The organism is Streptomyces sp. NPDC023527 (assembly GCF_055560115.1).
In genome coordinates this window covers 72,300-86,388 of sequence record NZ_JBVHJJ010000004.1, presented here as the reverse complement: position 1 = coordinate 86,388, position 14,089 = coordinate 72,300, and the positions used below count along the sequence as shown (strand labels likewise).

Here is a 14,089-nt window from a genome sequence, read left to right as displayed (position 1 = left end):
GCTGCCGGAATGCGAGTGAGCCCCGTGAAGAGCCTGTCCCGCCGGTCCTTGCTGCGCGCGCTGGGTGCCGGCGCGGGGGTCGCCGCACTCACCGGGTGCGGGGTGCCCGCCGCGTACGTCGAGCCGGGCGACCGGTCCGCGGCGGACCGGTCCGGCAGCGACAAGCGGCTCGTCTTCGCCAACTGGCCCCTCTACATCGACACCGATGACGACGACCCCCGGCGGCGGCCCACGCTGGAGGACTTCGAGAAGGGCAGCGGGATCTCGGTGAAGTACACCGAGGAGATCAACGACAACGACGAGTTCTTCGGGAAGATCAGCCCCGCGCTGATGAACCATCAGGACACCGGCCGGGATCTCGTCGTCGTCAGCGACTGGATGTGCGCCCGCTACGTCCACCTCGGCTGGGTCCAGGAGATGGACCGTTCCCGGCAGCCGAACGTCAGCCGCCACCTCGACCCGCTGCTGCGCAAGCCCCCCTTCGACCCCGGCCGCCGGCACGCCGTCCCCTGGCAGTCCGGCATCACCGGCATCGCCTACAACCGCAAGAAGCTCGGCCGCGAGATCCGGCACACCTCCGAGCTGTGGAAGGCCGATCTGCGGGGGCGGGTCACCCTGCTGGCCGGGCTTGACGAGGCGTTCTCGATGCTCATGCAGGGCAACGGCGCCGATGTCACCCGCTGGACCGCCGACGACTTCCACACCATGACCGACCAGCTGCGCCGCCTGGTCCGCGACCGCCACATCCGACGCTTCACCGGCAACGACTACATCAAGGACCTCTCCTCCGGCGATGTCCTGGCCTGTCAGGCGTATTCCGGTGACGTCATCCAGCTCCAGGCCGACAACCCCGACATCGAGTTCGTCGTCCCGGAGGAGGGGGCTGAGCTGTGGGCGGAGAGCCTGATGATCCCCAACCTCGCCCGCCACAAGCGCAACGCCGAAGCGCTCATCGACCACTACTACCAGCCCGAGGTCGCCGCGCGGCTCGCGGCCTCCGTCAACTACGTCTGTCCCGTTCCGGCCGCGCGTGACGTCCTCGCCTCGGCCAAGGACAAGGAGCTCGCCGAGCTCGCCGAGAACCCCCTGATCTTCCCCAGCGACGACATGCGCAAGCGGCTGGCCACCGCCCGCGACATGACCTCCAGGGAGCGGCCGGGCTTCGCGAAGGAGTGGAACGCGATCGTCGGGCTCTGAACCCGAGGGGGGCGCCGCGCGGCCCCGCCTTCCGTGGCCGGAGCCCTAGGCGCCGCGCGGCTTGGCGCGGACGTGCATGCGCTCGCCCTGGGAACCGAAGAGGCTGAGAATCTCCACCGGCGCCTCACCCGTGCTGCCGAACCAGTGCGGCACCCGGGTGTCGAACTCCGCGGCTTCCCCCACCTTGAGCACGATGTCGTGCTCTGCGAGCACCAGCCGCAGCCTTCCGCCGAGCACGTACAGCCACTCGTAACCCTCGTGCGTACGGAGGTCGGGCGTGCTGCGGGTGGCGCCGATGACCATCTTGAACGCCTGGAGTCCGCCGGGCTGCTGGGTCAGCGGCACCACGGTGGAATCCCCGCGCTCCACCGGCTTCAGCCGCACCCTCGGGTCACCGACCGGCGGTGCGCCCACCAGCTCGTCCAGAGGCACCTGATGCGCGTGGGCGATCGGCAACAGCAGCTCCAGGCTCGGCTTCCGCTGCCCGGACTCCAGCCGGGACAGCGTGCTGACCGAGATCCCGGTGATCTGGGACAGCGCCGAGAGGGTGCACTGGCGCTCCCGGCGGAGGTGTTTGAGCCTCGGTCCCACCGCGGCGAGTACGTCTTCCATGCCCTCTATTGCAGAAACGGCAACAAGGTTTGTCAATCGACCCGGGCCGGGCGCAGGGTCGGCGTCAGCACCGAGAAGAGCGAGCGACTGGAGAGGCGTCATGAACGACTTCGACTGGGCCGCGATGGCCGACCTGCTGGAGATCGAGGGCGAGACGCACAGCCCCTATGTGCGCCAGGCCCTCGAGGAACTGCGACAGCTGCCGGACCTGGCGCCCCGGCGGATCCTGGACATCGGCAGCGGCCCGGGTGTCGCGGCCTGCCGACTGGCGTCGGAGTTCCCGCGGGCCGAGGTCACGGCGGTGGACGGGTCGCCGGAGCTGCTGGCCCGCGCCGAGGAACGGGCCGAGCGGCTCGGCGTGCGGTTGCGGACCCGGCGGGCCGAGTTCCCCGAGGGGCTCGCCGATCTGGAGCCGGCGGACCTGGTGTGGTCGGGCCAGGTCGTCCACCACGTCGGCGACCAGCAGGGCGCGCTGAACCGGCTCGCCGGACTGCTGGAGCCCGGCGGCGTGCTGGCCATCGTCGAGGGTGGTCTGCCGCCCCGCTGGCTCCCCCGTGACCTGGGCTTCGGGCGGCCGGGCCTGCAGGACCGGCTGGACGCCGCGATGGCGGACCGGTTCAACCGGATGCGGGCCGAGCTGCCCGGATCGGTGGCGCTGGTCGAGGACTGGCCCGGCATGCTGCGCGCCGCCGGTCTCACCGAAGTGCGGAGCAGGACCTTCCTCGTGGACCACCCCGCCCCCCTGGCCGAGGGGCCGCGGCAGGCGGTGCGACGGTCGCTGGAACGCGGCCGCACGACGCTCGGCGAGTCCCTGGACGCCGAGGACATGACCACGCTCGACCGGCTCCTCGACCCGGCCGACCCGGCGGGTGTCGACCGGCGCGCGGACCTGTTCCTGCTGACCGCGAAGACCGTCCACTTCGGCCGCCGCGCCGAAGGCTGACGCTCCGAGGGCTGACGCTCCGAAGGCTGACGCGCGTCGCGCGGGGCAGCACCGGCTCCGACGCCGCGCACCGGCCCGACGCCCGGCCGCTTCCTCTCAAGGGGGCGTTGCCAAAGGGGCGTTGAAGCAGCCTGAATCCGTGCCTCCGCCCTCCCCGTACTGCGGATTCCGTCGCAAGTCGAGAACTTGACCGGTGATCTTGTGAATCGTCAGACTGGCGCCGTCGCCGACGAGTCATCGGCGCGCAGGCACGTACGGGGGAGTGATCGCACTGGACGGCAACAAGTCTCACCTGCCCGCACGGCCCACCCTCGCGGAGGCGCTGGACGCTCTCCCGCAGGCCGCCGGAGGGGCCGGATTCGGGCCGGACATCGACGCGGCGCACGAGGTGATGCTGGCGCCGGGCGCGAGGCGGGAGGAACGGGAAGCGGCCCTGCTCGCCTGGCTGCGGGACTCACAGCCCTGCCTCTTCGGCCGGCTCGCGGCCCGGGCCTGGACGGACGCGGCCGCCTCGAAGGGCCTCGGCATCGACATCTGCTGGCTCCTCGCCGAGGACCTCGACCGCGGCCGAGAACACCTCGCCGCCAGGATCTGGACCGCGCGCGCCGCCTGGAAACGGCGCGCGGTCACCGGTCAGAGCAGCGCCTTCCTGATCGTCTTCAACGACGAAAGGCTCGCCCGCGCGCTGCCCGGCCCCGAATTCGCCGAGCTGTGCCGCGGCCTGGCCGACATCTATCTCTCCGAGTGGGCCCCGGTCGAGTTCGACACCGTGTACGCCGAAGCGCTGCCGCTGCACCAGGCCGACGGGTCCCTGGTCCTCTTCAAGGCCAGTGCCCAGCTCTTCTACACCGGAGCCCACCAGCGCCGTAACCACGACCACCGGATCCCCGGCGGCCTGGTGATATCGGTCAACGCCCCCGGCCACTACGCCCATTCGCTCGTGGCCCGGGGCCTGGAGCCCGATCTCCGGGCGGCCATGGAGTTCGTACGCGACACCGCCACCCGCACCATCGGGAACGGCGGCATCGGCCACCCCGGCCGTCTCGGCAGCAGCTGGCACAACGCCCCCACGGAGGGCTGTCCCGCCGGCCACGGCACCTTCTCCGCCGCCTATCCGATCGGCGTCCTCGTGCAGAAGGACGTCGTCAGCGACGCCACCCCACGGCTGAGCGGGCACCGCGACGAGGACATCTGGCCGTCACTGCGGCTGGACTACCTCACGGCCAAGGAGTTCTCGGTCAGGGACCCCGACCACGGCTGGTCCAACGGACTGCCGATAGAGGCCGATGCCCTGCTCACCAACCCCTGGGAGCCCGTCGTCGCCGCCAACACCCCCGACTTCAGCTACTGAGGCCCCCGCCGGGGGCCGGCCCGGCCTCAGCCGGACAGCAGTGACCGCAGGGCGCCGACGCGGTTCGTGGTGATCGCGTCGACGCCCGCCGCCAGCAGCCGCCGCATGCTGAAGCGCGTGTCCGCGGTCCACGCCGAGACCAGCAGCCCGCGGGCGTGGTCGTGTGCCACCAGCTCCGGGCTCAGCAGCCCGAAGCGGTAGTTGAGCCAGCGCGGGCGCACCTCCGCCAGCAGCGACGCGCGCGGAGGGACGAGGGTCGTGCAGGTGAGCGCGATCTCGGCGGCCGGGTCGGCCCGGCGCACGGCGAGCATCGACGGGGTGGCGCCGCAGTAGTACACCCGGTCCGCCGCGCCGCTCGCGTGGACCTCGGCGACGGCCGCCTCGACGGCCGAGGCGTCCGGCAGGTCGATGAACAGCCGTGGCCCGGAGCCGTTTGCCCCGAACCCGTCCAGCGCGAGCGCCTCGCGCAGCGTCGGCACCGCCCCGCCGGTCAGCCCCCGCAGTTCGGCGGCCGACAGGGAATCCAGCAGCCGCCGGTGCCCCCACAGCCGCTCCAGCGTCGCGTCGTGCAGCAGTACGGGCACCCCGTCGCGCGTCAGTCGGACGTCGACCTCCACCGCGCCGGCCCCCGCCCGCAGCGCCGAGCGGATCGAGGGAAGGGTGTTCTCGCGGTGGACGTACGGGTCACCGCGATGGGCGACGGCGGTGAACGCGGGGGCAACGGCGGCTGCGGCGGTCGGGTCGGCCATGGGGCCATTGTGACCGGGGCGGTCCGGCCGCGCCGCCACCGGCCGCCAGGTGGCCGCACCGGGCGCGCCCGCCCGCCCGTCCGGCCGCCGCCGGCACGCCGGGGACCCGCCCGCGCCGGCCACCCACCGCGATCAGCCCCGCCAGGCGGTGGTGTAGGTGTCGATCTCCCTGCGCAGCGCCGCCTTGCCGGCCGGGTCCATGAAGGACGCCTCGACGGCGTTCTTGGCGAGCTCGGCGACGCCCTTCGCGTCGAGCTCCAGCAGACGGGCCGCGACCCCGTACTCCTTGTTGAGGTCGGTGCCGAACATCGGCGGGTCGTCGCTGTTGATGGTGACCAGCACGCCCGCGGCGACCATCTCCTTGACGGGGTGCTCGTCCAGGTCGACCACGGCCCGGGTGGCGAGGTTGGAGGTCGGGCAGACCTCCAGCGGGATGCGGTGCTCGGCGAGGTGGGCCAGCAGCTCCGGGTCCCGGGTGGCGCTCGTGCCATGGCCGATGCGCTCGGCGCGCAGATCGGTCAGGGCGTCCCAGATCGTCTGCGGGCCCGTCGTCTCGCCGGCGTGCGGGACGCTGTGCAGCCCGGCGGCGATGGCCCGGTCGAAGTAGGGCTTGAACTGCGGCCGGGGCACGCCGATCTCGGGGCCGCCGAGCCCGAAGGAGACCAGGCCCTCCGGCTTGAGGTCACAGGCGATCCGGGTCGTCTCCTCGGCGGCGTCCAGCCCGGCCTCGCCGGGGATGTCGAAGCACCAGCGCAGCGCGACCCCCAGCTCGCTTTCCGCCGCCTTGCGGGCGTCCTCGATGGCCTCGACGAACGCCGCGTCGGGGATGCCGCGCCGGGTCGAGCTGAAGGGGGTGACCGTCAGCTCGGCGTAGCGGATGTTCTGCCGGGCCATGTCGCGGGCGACCTCGTACGTCAGCAGCCGCACGTCCTCCGCGTCGCGGATCAGGTCGACCACCGAGAGATAGACCTCGATGAAGTGGGCGAAGTCGCGGAAGGTGAAGAAGTCGGCGAGCGCCTCGGGGTCGGTGGGCACCGGCGAGTCGGGGTGCCGGGCGGCGAGCTCGGCGACGATGCGAGGCGAGGCGGACCCGACGTGATGGACATGCAGCTCCGCTTTGGGGAGCCCGGCGATGAACGAGTCGAGAACGGACATGCGGGCCTCCAGGCGGCTCGGTCGACGGCACGATCATCGTATGCGGGGCGGGTACGGCGGCTGTGCTCAGGCCTTAGCATGACGGGGTAACGACTGGGGAGGACCATGTCCGACAAGGCCGCCGCCGCGCAGCCGGATCCGCAGGACCGCGACCCCTGGGCTCCGCCGGAGCGGCAGGTTTCGCTCGACAAGCCGGGCCCCCGGCCGCTGCCCGCGCAGTGGACCGCCGACCGGCCCCCGGCGCCGAGCCACCCCGCGCAGGCGCCCGCGCCCTCCGCCGCACCCTGGTCGACCGAGGCACTCGCGCCCGCTTCGGCCGCCGTGCCGCCGGTGCCGCCCGCGCCGACCGGCCCGGGCACCCCGAGCGCTTACCAGGGCGGCCCCTACGGCCAGGGTCCGTACGGGCAGCCCGGCTACGCCCAGGGCCCGTACAGCCGCGCCCCGTACGGCCAGGCGCCCTACGGCGGTCCCGCACCGTACGGTCCGGGGGCGTACGAGCCGGGCTCCTACGGCTATCCGGCGTCGACCCCTTACGGGCCGGGGATGCCGGGCATGCCCGGGGCCGGCCCCGCGGACGGCAACGGCCTGGGCATCGCCGCCCTCGTGCTGGGCATCGTCGGCACCGTCCTGTCGCCCTCCGTCGTCTTCGGCGTCATCCTCGGCATCCTCGCGATCGTCTTCGGCGCGATAGGCCGGTCCAAGGTGACCAACGGCCAGGCCACCAACAGGGGACAGGCCCTGACGGGGCTGATCCTCGGCGGTGTGGCCCTGGTCCTCGCCGTCGTGATGGTCTTCGTCTACATCGGCATGAGCGACGACCGGGACGACGGACCCACCCCCGAGGACGATCCCGGCGCGACCTACGGCGCCTACCTGACGGCGCCGGTGCTGCTCGTGGACCGCGCCGCCAGCCGCTGACGGGCCTCCATCAGCGCGAAGCCCAGCAGATTCTCCCCGCGCCAGCGCGCCGGGTCCTGCGCCCGCTCGTCGTCGGCGGCCAGCCCTATGCCCCATATCCGGTCGAGCGGGCTCGCCTCCACCAGCACCCGCTCCCCGGTGCCGAGCAGATAGGCGGTCAGCTCCGGGTCCTGCCCGAACTTGTGGACGCTGCCCTCGACGACCAGCTCGAAGCGGTGCCGCCGCCACGTCTCGTCGTCGAAGCCGCGCACTGTCCGGCCCGCGTCCTTGGCCTGCTTGGGGTGCTCGGCCGCGAGGACCCGGGCCTCCGCCTTCGCGTCACCGAACAGCCGGGCCTTGCCCGCCATCATCCAGTGCTCCGCCGTGGCATAGGAGATCCCGTCCACCGTGAACGGCGAGGGCCACCACTGGCTGAAGCAGCTCGCCCCCAGCGTGCCGTCCGGACGGGCCCGATGTCCCCAGAAATACACATACTTGACGCGCTCGCCACCGGCCACGACGGCCGTCAGCTCCTCCACCGACCGCGGTCCGTCGGCACGCGTTTCCTCGTTGATCTTCATGTCGTCATTCTGGCATCCGGCACTGACACCGGAACTGGGCTGACCCACGTGAACCTTCCCCATAGCATTGCCCGGTGCAGTTCAACGGAGGGGAGATCCTTTAATGTCCGATTACCAGCAGAATCCCTACAGCTCGCCGCAGCAGCCCCAACAGCCGCCGCAGGCCCCGCAGCAGCCCGGTTACGGCTACCCCAGCCAGAACGCCTACCCGGCGCCCCAGAACAACTACCCGACCGCTCCGCCGGTCCAGCCCTACCCCGGCGGCCCCGGCGGCTACCCGGGTCCGATGCAGCCCAGCAACGGCATGGGCACGGCGGGCCTGGTCTGCGGAATCATCGGCGCGGTCTGCAGCCTGCTGGTCTTCCTCTGGGTCATCGGGATCATCCTGGGCATCCTCTCCATCATCTTCGGTGCCGTCGGCCGCACCAAGGTGACGAAGGGTGAGGCGACCAACCGCAGCGCCGCCACCACGGGTGTGGTCCTCGGCGTCGTGGCCCTGGTCCTCCCCATCCTCTGGTTCGCTCTCTTCGCGAGCATGATCGGTATCGCCGGGATGTGATCGCCCAGCCGTTCCGTCACTGAATCCGTTGCGGTACCACAACACCGCGACGGAATCACTTGTCGCTGTCCGCCTCCTCTGTCAGGATCGGCACCGAAGCGCGATCGGCGGAGGAGTGTGCGATGGGTCAGCGATTCGACGTGACGGAGCGGTTCGCCGAGGGCGCGCAGTACATCGGAGGCCGGCTCCGGGCCGGCACCTCGGGCCGTACGCACGCGGTCGTCGACCCGGCCACCGGCGAGGAGATGCTCGGCTACGAACTGGCCGGGGCCGCCGATGTCGACGCGGCCGTCACGGCGGCCCGAGACGCCCTCCCCGAGTGGGCGGGGGCCACCCCCGGCGAGCGCTCCGACGCGCTGCACCGCTTCGCGGGCGTGCTCGCCGAGCGGGCCGGGGACCTCGCACACGTCGAGTCGGCGCAGTGCGGCAAGCCGATCAGGCTCACCACCGGCTTCGACGTGCCGGGCACGGTCGACAACACCGCCTTCTTCGCGGGCGCCGCCCGCCACCTGGAGGGCCGGTCCGCCGGTGAGTACAGCGCGGACCACACCTCGTACGTCCGCCGCGAGCCCATCGGCGTCGTCGGCTCCATCGCCCCCTGGAACTACCCGCTCCAGATGGCCGCCTGGAAGGTGCTCCCGGCGATCGCCGCCGGCAACACCATCGTCCTCAAGCCCGCCGAGCTGACGCCGCTGACCTCGCTGATGTTCGCCCAGGCGGCATCGGCGGCCGGGATCCCCGACGGCGTCGTCAACGTGGTCAGCGGCGCCGGCAAGGACGCGGGGGAGCGCCTCGTCGGCCACCCGTCCGTCGCCATGACCTCCTTCACCGGTTCCACGCCCGTCGGCAGGCGCGTCGCCGAGATCGCCACCGGCACCGTCAAGCGGCTGCACCTCGAACTCGGCGGCAAGGCCCCCTTCGTCGTCTTCGACGACGCCGACCTGGAGGCCGCCGTGCACGGCGCGGTCGCCGGCTCGCTCATCAACACCGGCCAGGACTGCACCGCCGCCACGCGCGCGTACGTACAGCGGCCGCTGTACGAGGCGTTCGTCGCCGGAGTCGCCGATCTGATGGCCGACGTGCGCCTGGGCGACCCCTTCGATCCGCGCACCGACCTCGGCCCGCTCATCTCGCACGCCCAGCGCGACCGGGTCGCCGGCTTCGTCGACCGGGCGCGTTCGTACGCCACCGTCGTCACCGGCGGCCGGGCCCCGGACGGGGACCTGGCCAAGGGCGCGTACTACCTGCCGACGCTCGTCACCGGCGCGGCGCAGGACAGCGAGATCGTCCAGGCGGAGATCTTCGGGCCGGTCCTCGTCGTGCTGCCCTTCGACAGCGACGACGAGGGCATCGCGCTCGCCAATGACACGCCCTATGGGCTCGCGGCGTCCGCGTGGAGCCGCGATGTCTACCGCACCGGCCGCGCCACCCGGGAAATCAAGGCCGGTTGTGTGTGGGTGAACGACCACATTCCCATCATCAGCGAGATGCCGCACGGTGGATTCAAGGCATCCGGCTATGGAAAGGACATGTCGGCGTATTCCTTCGAGGAATACACGCAGGTCAAACACGTCATGATCGACAACACCGCGATCGCCCGGAAGGCGTGGCATCGCACGATCTTCGCGGCGGACTGACACCTGATCGACCCGGACCGGGCGGGAGCGGCTTCGGCCTGCCCCCGGCCCGGTTTCCAGCGCGCCCATCCCTGGCGAGAAGTTGTCATGCCCATGAAGATGAACCCTCCCCTCGGGTCTCGTCGCGTAACCAAAAGGCAACAACGGAATCCCTTGTTGAGCAAGCCTCTCTCTGTCAGGATCCTCGCTCAAAGCCCGTAGGAGCTACGGAAAGGGCATCTCGCATGGAGCGGTACCAGCCACGAGCGGCACTGACCCGCCGGGCCCTGCTACGCGCCGGCGGAGCGGGCGCGCTCGCCCTCGGCGGCCTCGGAGCCCTCGCCGGCTGCGGCATCCCGCCCGCCCGCCGTACCGCCGGGGAGAGCGCCTCCGAGGACCGTTCCGCCACCGAAAAGGCGCTCGCGTTCTCCAACTGGACCGAATACATCGACCTCGGCGAGGACAACAAGAGCCGGCCCACCCTCGATGAATTCCAGCGGCAGACCGGTATCAAGGTCGCCTATACCGAGGACATCAACGACAACGTCGAATTCTTCGGCAAGGTCAGCAAACAGCTCGCCGCCGGACAGGACATCGGCCGCGACCTGATCTGCGTCACCGACTGGATGGCCGGCCGCATGATCGGCCTCGGCTGGGCGCAGAAGCTCGACGCCGCCCGCATGCCCCACGCCTTCGCCAATCTCGCCCCCGGCTTCCGCAGCCCCGACTGGGACCCCGGGCGCGTCCACTCCTACCCCTGGACCGGCATCCCCGCCGTCATCGCCTACAACCGCAAGGCCACCGGCGGCCGCACGGTCGACTCCGTCTCCCAGCTCCTCGACGACCCCCGCCTCAAGGGCCGCGTCGGGCTGCTGTCCGAGATGCGCGACACCGTCGGACTCACCCTCCTCGACATGGGCAAACGGCCCGAGGACGTCACCGCCGACGACTACGCCGCCGCCATCGCGCGGCTGCAGAAGGCCGTCGACGGCAAGCAGATCCGCCGCTTCACCGGCAACGACTACACCGGCGACCTCAACAAGGGCGACATCGCCGCCTGCGTCGCCTGGGCCGGCGACCTCGTCCAGCTCCAGGCCGACAACCCCGACATCCAGTACGCGATCCCCGACGCGGGCTACATGCTCTCCAGCGACAATCTCCTGGTCCCCCAGAACGCCCGGCACAAGCAGAACGCCGAACGCCTCATCGACTTCTACTACCAGCCCAAGGTCGCCGCGCGGCTCGCCGCCGCCATCAACTACGTCAGCCCCGTCGCCGGCCTGCGCGAGGAGCTCGCGAAGATCGACAAGGATCTCGCCGACAACAGCTTGATCATCCCCAGTGACGCGATGGTGGCGAAGGCGCACTCCTTCCGCTCCCTGTCGGGCGCGGAGGACCAGGCGTTCGAGGCAAAATTCTCCGAGCTGACCGGCGCCTGACCGCCGTACGGGTCACCGGCGCGGCGCCCGCCCCCGGACATATGAGAACGTACGCGGCTGTACGTGCCGTACGCGCTCCGCCCCCGACACTCTGGACCTGCACTCATGACAGCTACCGCCCCGACCGTCAGCAGCGGCACGGACGTCCGCCTCGCCGGAATCAGCAAGCGCTACGGCGCCTTCACCGCCGTGCACCCCCTCGACCTCGCCATCCCCGCGGGCTCCTTCTTCGCCCTCCTCGGCGCCTCCGGCTGCGGCAAGACCACCACCCTGCGCATGATCGCCGGCCTGGAGGACCCCACCACCGGCACCGTCGAGCTCGCGGGCAAGGACGTCACCGGCCTCGCCCCGTACAAGCGGCCCGTGAACACCGTCTTCCAGAGCTACGCGCTCTTCCCCCACCTCGACATCTACGAGAACGTCGCCTTCGGCCTCCGCCGCCGCGGTGTGAAGTCCGTCAAGAAGCAGGTCGGCGACATGCTCGACCTCGTACAGCTCGGCGACTTCGCCCGCCGCAAGCCCCACCAGCTCTCCGGCGGCCAGCAGCAGCGCGTCGCCGTCGCCCGCGCCCTGATCAACCACCCGCAGGTGCTCCTCCTCGACGAGCCGCTGGGCGCCCTCGACCTCAAGCTGCGCCGTCAGATGCAGCTGGAGCTCAAGCGCATCCAGACCGAGGTCGGCATCACCTTCGTCCATGTCACCCACGACCAGGAGGAGGCCATGACGATGGCCGACACGGTCGCGGTCATGAACGGCGGCCGGGTCGAGCAGCTCGGCGACCCCGCCGACCTCTACGACACCCCCCGCACCACCTTCGTCGCCAACTTCCTCGGCACGTCCAACCTCATCACCGCCGACGTCCTCGACACCTCCGGCGACGACATCCTCCTGCGCGCCGCGGATACCAAACTCGCGCTGCCCGCGGCGCGATGTACCGCCACCGCCCGCACGGGCGAGAAGCTCCTGGTCGGCATACGGCCGGAGAAGATCACCCTGACCCACGCCGACGACGCCGGCACCATCCCCGAGGGCCGCAACCGCGTCCGCGGCCGCATCACGGAGTCGAGCTTCATCGGCGTCTCCACCCAGTACCTCGTCGACAGCCCCGCCGCCTCCGGCCTGTCCGTCTACGAGCAGAACATCGAACGCGACGGCCGCCTGGTCCCCGGCGCCGAGGTCGTCCTGCACTGGAACCCCGGCCACAGCTTCGGCCTGGACGCCGCGCAGAGCATCGAGGCGGGCACGGACGCGGGGGAGGGGACCTGATGGCGATCCTCACCACGACCGACACCGACGAGCCCCCCGCCGCCCTCCCGGCGGCCGCCCGCCGCAAGAAGCTCGTCCCCTACTGGCTGCTGCTCCCCGGCATCCTCTGGCTGCTCGTCTTCTTCGCCGCGCCGCTGGTCTACCAGGCGTCCACGTCCGTACAGACCGGCTCCCTCGAAGAGGGCTTCGAGGTCACCTGGCATTTCGCGACCTACTGGGACGCCCTCACCGAGTACTACCCGCAGTTCCTGCGCTCGGTCGGCTACGCCGCCACCGCCACCGTGCTCTGCCTCGCCCTCGGCTACCCGCTCGCCTACCTCATCGCCTTCAAGGCCGGCCGCTGGCGCAACCTGCTGATGATCCTGGTCATAGCGCCGTTCTTCACCAGCTTCCTGATCCGCACCCTGGCCTGGAAGACGATCCTCTCCGACGGCGGACCCGTCGTCTCCGCCCTCGGCAGCCTGCACGTCCTCGACCTCACGGGCGCCCTCGGCGTCACCGAGGGGCACCGCGTCCTCGCCACCCCGCTCGCCGTCGTCTGCGGCCTGACCTACAACTTCCTGCCCTTCATGATCCTGCCGCTCTACACCTCGCTCGAACGCATCGACCCCAGGCTCCACGAAGCGGCCGGAGACCTCTACGCCAGGCCCCTCACCACCTTCCGCAGGGTGACCTTCCCGCTGTCCATGCCCGGCGTCGTCGCGGGCACGCTGCTCACCTTCATCCCCGCCACCGGCGACTACATCAACGCCGAGCTGCTCGGCTCCACCGACCAGAAGATGATCGGCAACGTCATCCAGTCGCAGTTCCTGCGCGTCCTGGACTACCCCACCGCCGCCGCCCTGTCCTTCATCCTCATGGCGGCCATCCTCGCCATGGTCACCGTCTACATCCGCAAGTCCGGGACGGAGGACCTCGTCTGATGACCACTGTGACCCGCTGGCTGCGGCGCAACCTCGTGGTGTTCGCGGGCCTCGCGACGCTCGCCTATCTGATCCTGCCCAACGTCGTCGTCACCGTCTTCTCCTTCAACAAGCCCAACGGCCGCTTCAACTACGAGTGGCAGCGCTTCTCCACCGACGCCTGGACCGACCCCTGCGGCGTCGCCGACCTGTGCGGCTCGCTCTCGCTCAGCCTGGAGATCGCCGTCTGGGCCACCATCGGGGCCACCGTCCTCGGCACGATGATCGCCTTCGCGCTCGCCCGCTACCGCTTCCGCGCCCGCTCCTCGGTGAGCACCCTGCTGTTCCTGCCGATGGCCATGCCCGAGGTCGTCATGGCCGCGTCGCTGGCCACGCTCTTCCTCAACATGGGCGTCACCTTCGGCTTCTGGACCATCCTCATCGCCCACATCATGTTCTGCCTGAGCTTCGTGGTGACGGCCGTCAAGGCCCGGGTGATGTCCATGGACCCCCGGCTGGAACAGGCCGCCCAGGACCTCTACGCCACCCCGCTGCAGACCTTCCTGCGGGTCACGCTCCCCATCGCCGCGCCCGGCATCGCCGCCGGCGCGCTGCTCTCCTTCGCCCTGTCCTTCGACGACTTCATCATCACGAACTTCAACGCCGGCTCGACTGTGACCTTCCCCATGTTCGTCTGGGGATCCGCACAACGGGGCACACCCGTTCAAATCAATGTCATCGGAACGGCGATGTTCGCCGTCGCCGTGCTGTGCGTCCTCGTCGGTCAGCTGGCCGGGAGACGCCGTAAAAGGAGCTGAGAAC

General features: G+C 71.0%; 14 protein-coding genes. 10 read left to right on the top strand and 4 right to left on the bottom strand.

Annotated elements, in window-relative coordinates:
- Positions 1 to 9 precede the first annotated feature (9 nt).
- Entirely contained in the window at positions 10 to 1,197 is a 1,188-nt protein-coding gene (locus ACZ303_RS09520; RefSeq protein WP_467336850.1) for a polyamine ABC transporter substrate-binding protein, read from the top strand.
- A 45-nt stretch (positions 1,198 to 1,242) separates the two neighbouring features.
- Here ACZ303_RS09520 and ACZ303_RS09515 read toward each other — a convergent pair whose 3' ends face one another.
- Positions 1,243 to 1,809 (bottom strand): helix-turn-helix domain-containing protein, encoded by a 567-nt coding sequence (locus ACZ303_RS09515; protein ID WP_467336848.1) that lies wholly within the window; start codon positions 1,807 to 1,809, stop codon positions 1,243 to 1,245.
- Between the two features lie 100 nt (positions 1,810 to 1,909).
- On the opposite strand from ACZ303_RS09515, the gene ACZ303_RS09510 reads away from it, so the two are divergent.
- Positions 1,910 to 2,752 (top strand): methyltransferase, encoded by an 843-nt coding sequence (locus ACZ303_RS09510; RefSeq protein WP_467336846.1) that lies wholly within the window; start codon positions 1,910 to 1,912, stop codon positions 2,750 to 2,752.
- A gap of 262 nt (positions 2,753 to 3,014) precedes the next feature.
- Complete coding sequence (locus tag ACZ303_RS09505) at positions 3,015 to 4,103, top strand: hypothetical protein (protein ID WP_467336844.1); 1,089 nt, start codon at positions 3,015 to 3,017, stop codon at positions 4,101 to 4,103.
- Between the two features lie 26 nt (positions 4,104 to 4,129).
- Here ACZ303_RS09505 and ACZ303_RS09500 read toward each other — a convergent pair whose 3' ends face one another.
- Positions 4,130 to 4,852 (bottom strand): glycerophosphodiester phosphodiesterase, encoded by a 723-nt coding sequence (locus ACZ303_RS09500; protein ID WP_467336842.1) that lies wholly within the window; start codon positions 4,850 to 4,852, stop codon positions 4,130 to 4,132.
- 132 nt (positions 4,853 to 4,984) lie between these two features.
- Positions 4,985 to 6,007 carry an adenosine deaminase gene (locus ACZ303_RS09495; protein ID WP_467336840.1) on the bottom strand — a complete coding sequence of 341 codons (1,023 nt, stop codon included), beginning with the start codon at positions 6,005 to 6,007 and terminating at the stop codon, positions 4,985 to 4,987.
- Between the two features lie 105 nt (positions 6,008 to 6,112).
- On the opposite strand from ACZ303_RS09495, the gene ACZ303_RS09490 reads away from it, so the two are divergent.
- Positions 6,113 to 6,925: a DUF4190 domain-containing protein gene (locus ACZ303_RS09490; RefSeq protein ID WP_467336838.1), complete on the top strand. Its 813-nt coding sequence runs from the start codon at positions 6,113 to 6,115 to the stop codon at positions 6,923 to 6,925.
- Here ACZ303_RS09490 and ACZ303_RS09485 read toward each other — a convergent pair.
- Positions 6,877 to 7,485, bottom strand: a complete 609-nt coding sequence (locus ACZ303_RS09485) for an NADAR family protein (protein WP_467336836.1) — start codon at positions 7,483 to 7,485, stop codon at positions 6,877 to 6,879. The genes ACZ303_RS09490 and ACZ303_RS09485 overlap by 49 nt on opposite strands.
- 103 nt (positions 7,486 to 7,588) lie before the next feature.
- Here ACZ303_RS09485 and ACZ303_RS09480 point away from each other — a divergent pair, with 103 nt between their 5' ends.
- The 6 genes from ACZ303_RS09480 to ACZ303_RS09455 all read left to right on the top strand — a co-directional run bounded on the left by ACZ303_RS09480 (position 7,589) and on the right by ACZ303_RS09455 (position 14,085).
- Positions 7,589 to 8,044, top strand: a complete 456-nt coding sequence (locus tag ACZ303_RS09480; RefSeq protein WP_467336834.1) for a DUF4190 domain-containing protein — start codon at positions 7,589 to 7,591, stop codon at positions 8,042 to 8,044.
- 122 nt (positions 8,045 to 8,166) lie between these two features.
- On the top strand, positions 8,167 to 9,681 hold the full coding sequence (locus ACZ303_RS09475; RefSeq protein ID WP_467336832.1) for a gamma-aminobutyraldehyde dehydrogenase: 1,515 nt from the start codon (positions 8,167 to 8,169) through the stop codon (positions 9,679 to 9,681).
- A 224-nt stretch (positions 9,682 to 9,905) separates the two neighbouring features.
- Positions 9,906 to 11,099 carry a polyamine ABC transporter substrate-binding protein gene (locus ACZ303_RS09470; RefSeq protein ID WP_467336830.1) on the top strand — a complete coding sequence of 398 codons (1,194 nt, stop codon included), beginning with the start codon at positions 9,906 to 9,908 and terminating at the stop codon, positions 11,097 to 11,099.
- A 105-nt stretch (positions 11,100 to 11,204) separates the two neighbouring features.
- Complete coding sequence (locus tag ACZ303_RS09465) at positions 11,205 to 12,365, top strand: ABC transporter ATP-binding protein (RefSeq protein WP_467336828.1); 1,161 nt, start codon at positions 11,205 to 11,207, stop codon at positions 12,363 to 12,365.
- The gene (locus ACZ303_RS09460) at positions 12,365 to 13,288 is read left to right on the top strand and encodes an ABC transporter permease (RefSeq protein ID WP_467336826.1); all 924 of its coding nucleotides are present in this window, start codon (positions 12,365 to 12,367) and stop codon (positions 13,286 to 13,288) included. Before ACZ303_RS09465 ends, ACZ303_RS09460 begins: the two co-directional genes overlap by 1 nt.
- Positions 13,288 to 14,085, top strand: coding sequence for an ABC transporter permease (locus tag ACZ303_RS09455; RefSeq protein ID WP_467336824.1), 798 nt, complete (start codon positions 13,288 to 13,290; stop codon positions 14,083 to 14,085). The genes ACZ303_RS09460 and ACZ303_RS09455 overlap by 1 nt, the downstream gene beginning before the upstream one ends.
- The last annotated feature ends 4 nt before the right edge of the window (positions 14,086 to 14,089 follow it).

Coding starts and splice junctions, on each gene's coding strand:
- ACZ303_RS09460 (WP_467336826.1), top strand. CDS start 12,365: ATGGCGATCCTCACCACGACCGACACCGACGAGCCCCCCGCCGCCCTC.
- ACZ303_RS09510 (WP_467336846.1), top strand. CDS start 1,910: ATGAACGACTTCGACTGGGCCGCGATGGCCGACCTGCTGGAGATCGAG.
- ACZ303_RS09495 (WP_467336840.1), bottom strand. CDS start 6,007: ATGTCCGTTCTCGACTCGTTCATCGCCGGGCTCCCCAAAGCGGAGCTG.
- ACZ303_RS09480 (WP_467336834.1), top strand. CDS start 7,589: ATGTCCGATTACCAGCAGAATCCCTACAGCTCGCCGCAGCAGCCCCAA.
- ACZ303_RS09515 (WP_467336848.1), bottom strand. CDS start 1,809: ATGGAAGACGTACTCGCCGCGGTGGGACCGAGGCTCAAACACCTCCGC.
- ACZ303_RS09465 (WP_467336828.1), top strand. CDS start 11,205: ATGACAGCTACCGCCCCGACCGTCAGCAGCGGCACGGACGTCCGCCTC.
- ACZ303_RS09485 (WP_467336836.1), bottom strand. CDS start 7,485: ATGAAGATCAACGAGGAAACGCGTGCCGACGGACCGCGGTCGGTGGAG.
- ACZ303_RS09500 (WP_467336842.1), bottom strand. CDS start 4,852: ATGGCCGACCCGACCGCCGCAGCCGCCGTTGCCCCCGCGTTCACCGCC.
- ACZ303_RS09455 (WP_467336824.1), top strand. CDS start 13,288: ATGACCACTGTGACCCGCTGGCTGCGGCGCAACCTCGTGGTGTTCGCG.
- ACZ303_RS09490 (WP_467336838.1), top strand. CDS start 6,113: ATGTCCGACAAGGCCGCCGCCGCGCAGCCGGATCCGCAGGACCGCGAC.
- ACZ303_RS09475 (WP_467336832.1), top strand. CDS start 8,167: ATGGGTCAGCGATTCGACGTGACGGAGCGGTTCGCCGAGGGCGCGCAG.
- ACZ303_RS09520 (WP_467336850.1), top strand. CDS start 10: ATGCGAGTGAGCCCCGTGAAGAGCCTGTCCCGCCGGTCCTTGCTGCGC.
- ACZ303_RS09470 (WP_467336830.1), top strand. CDS start 9,906: ATGGAGCGGTACCAGCCACGAGCGGCACTGACCCGCCGGGCCCTGCTA.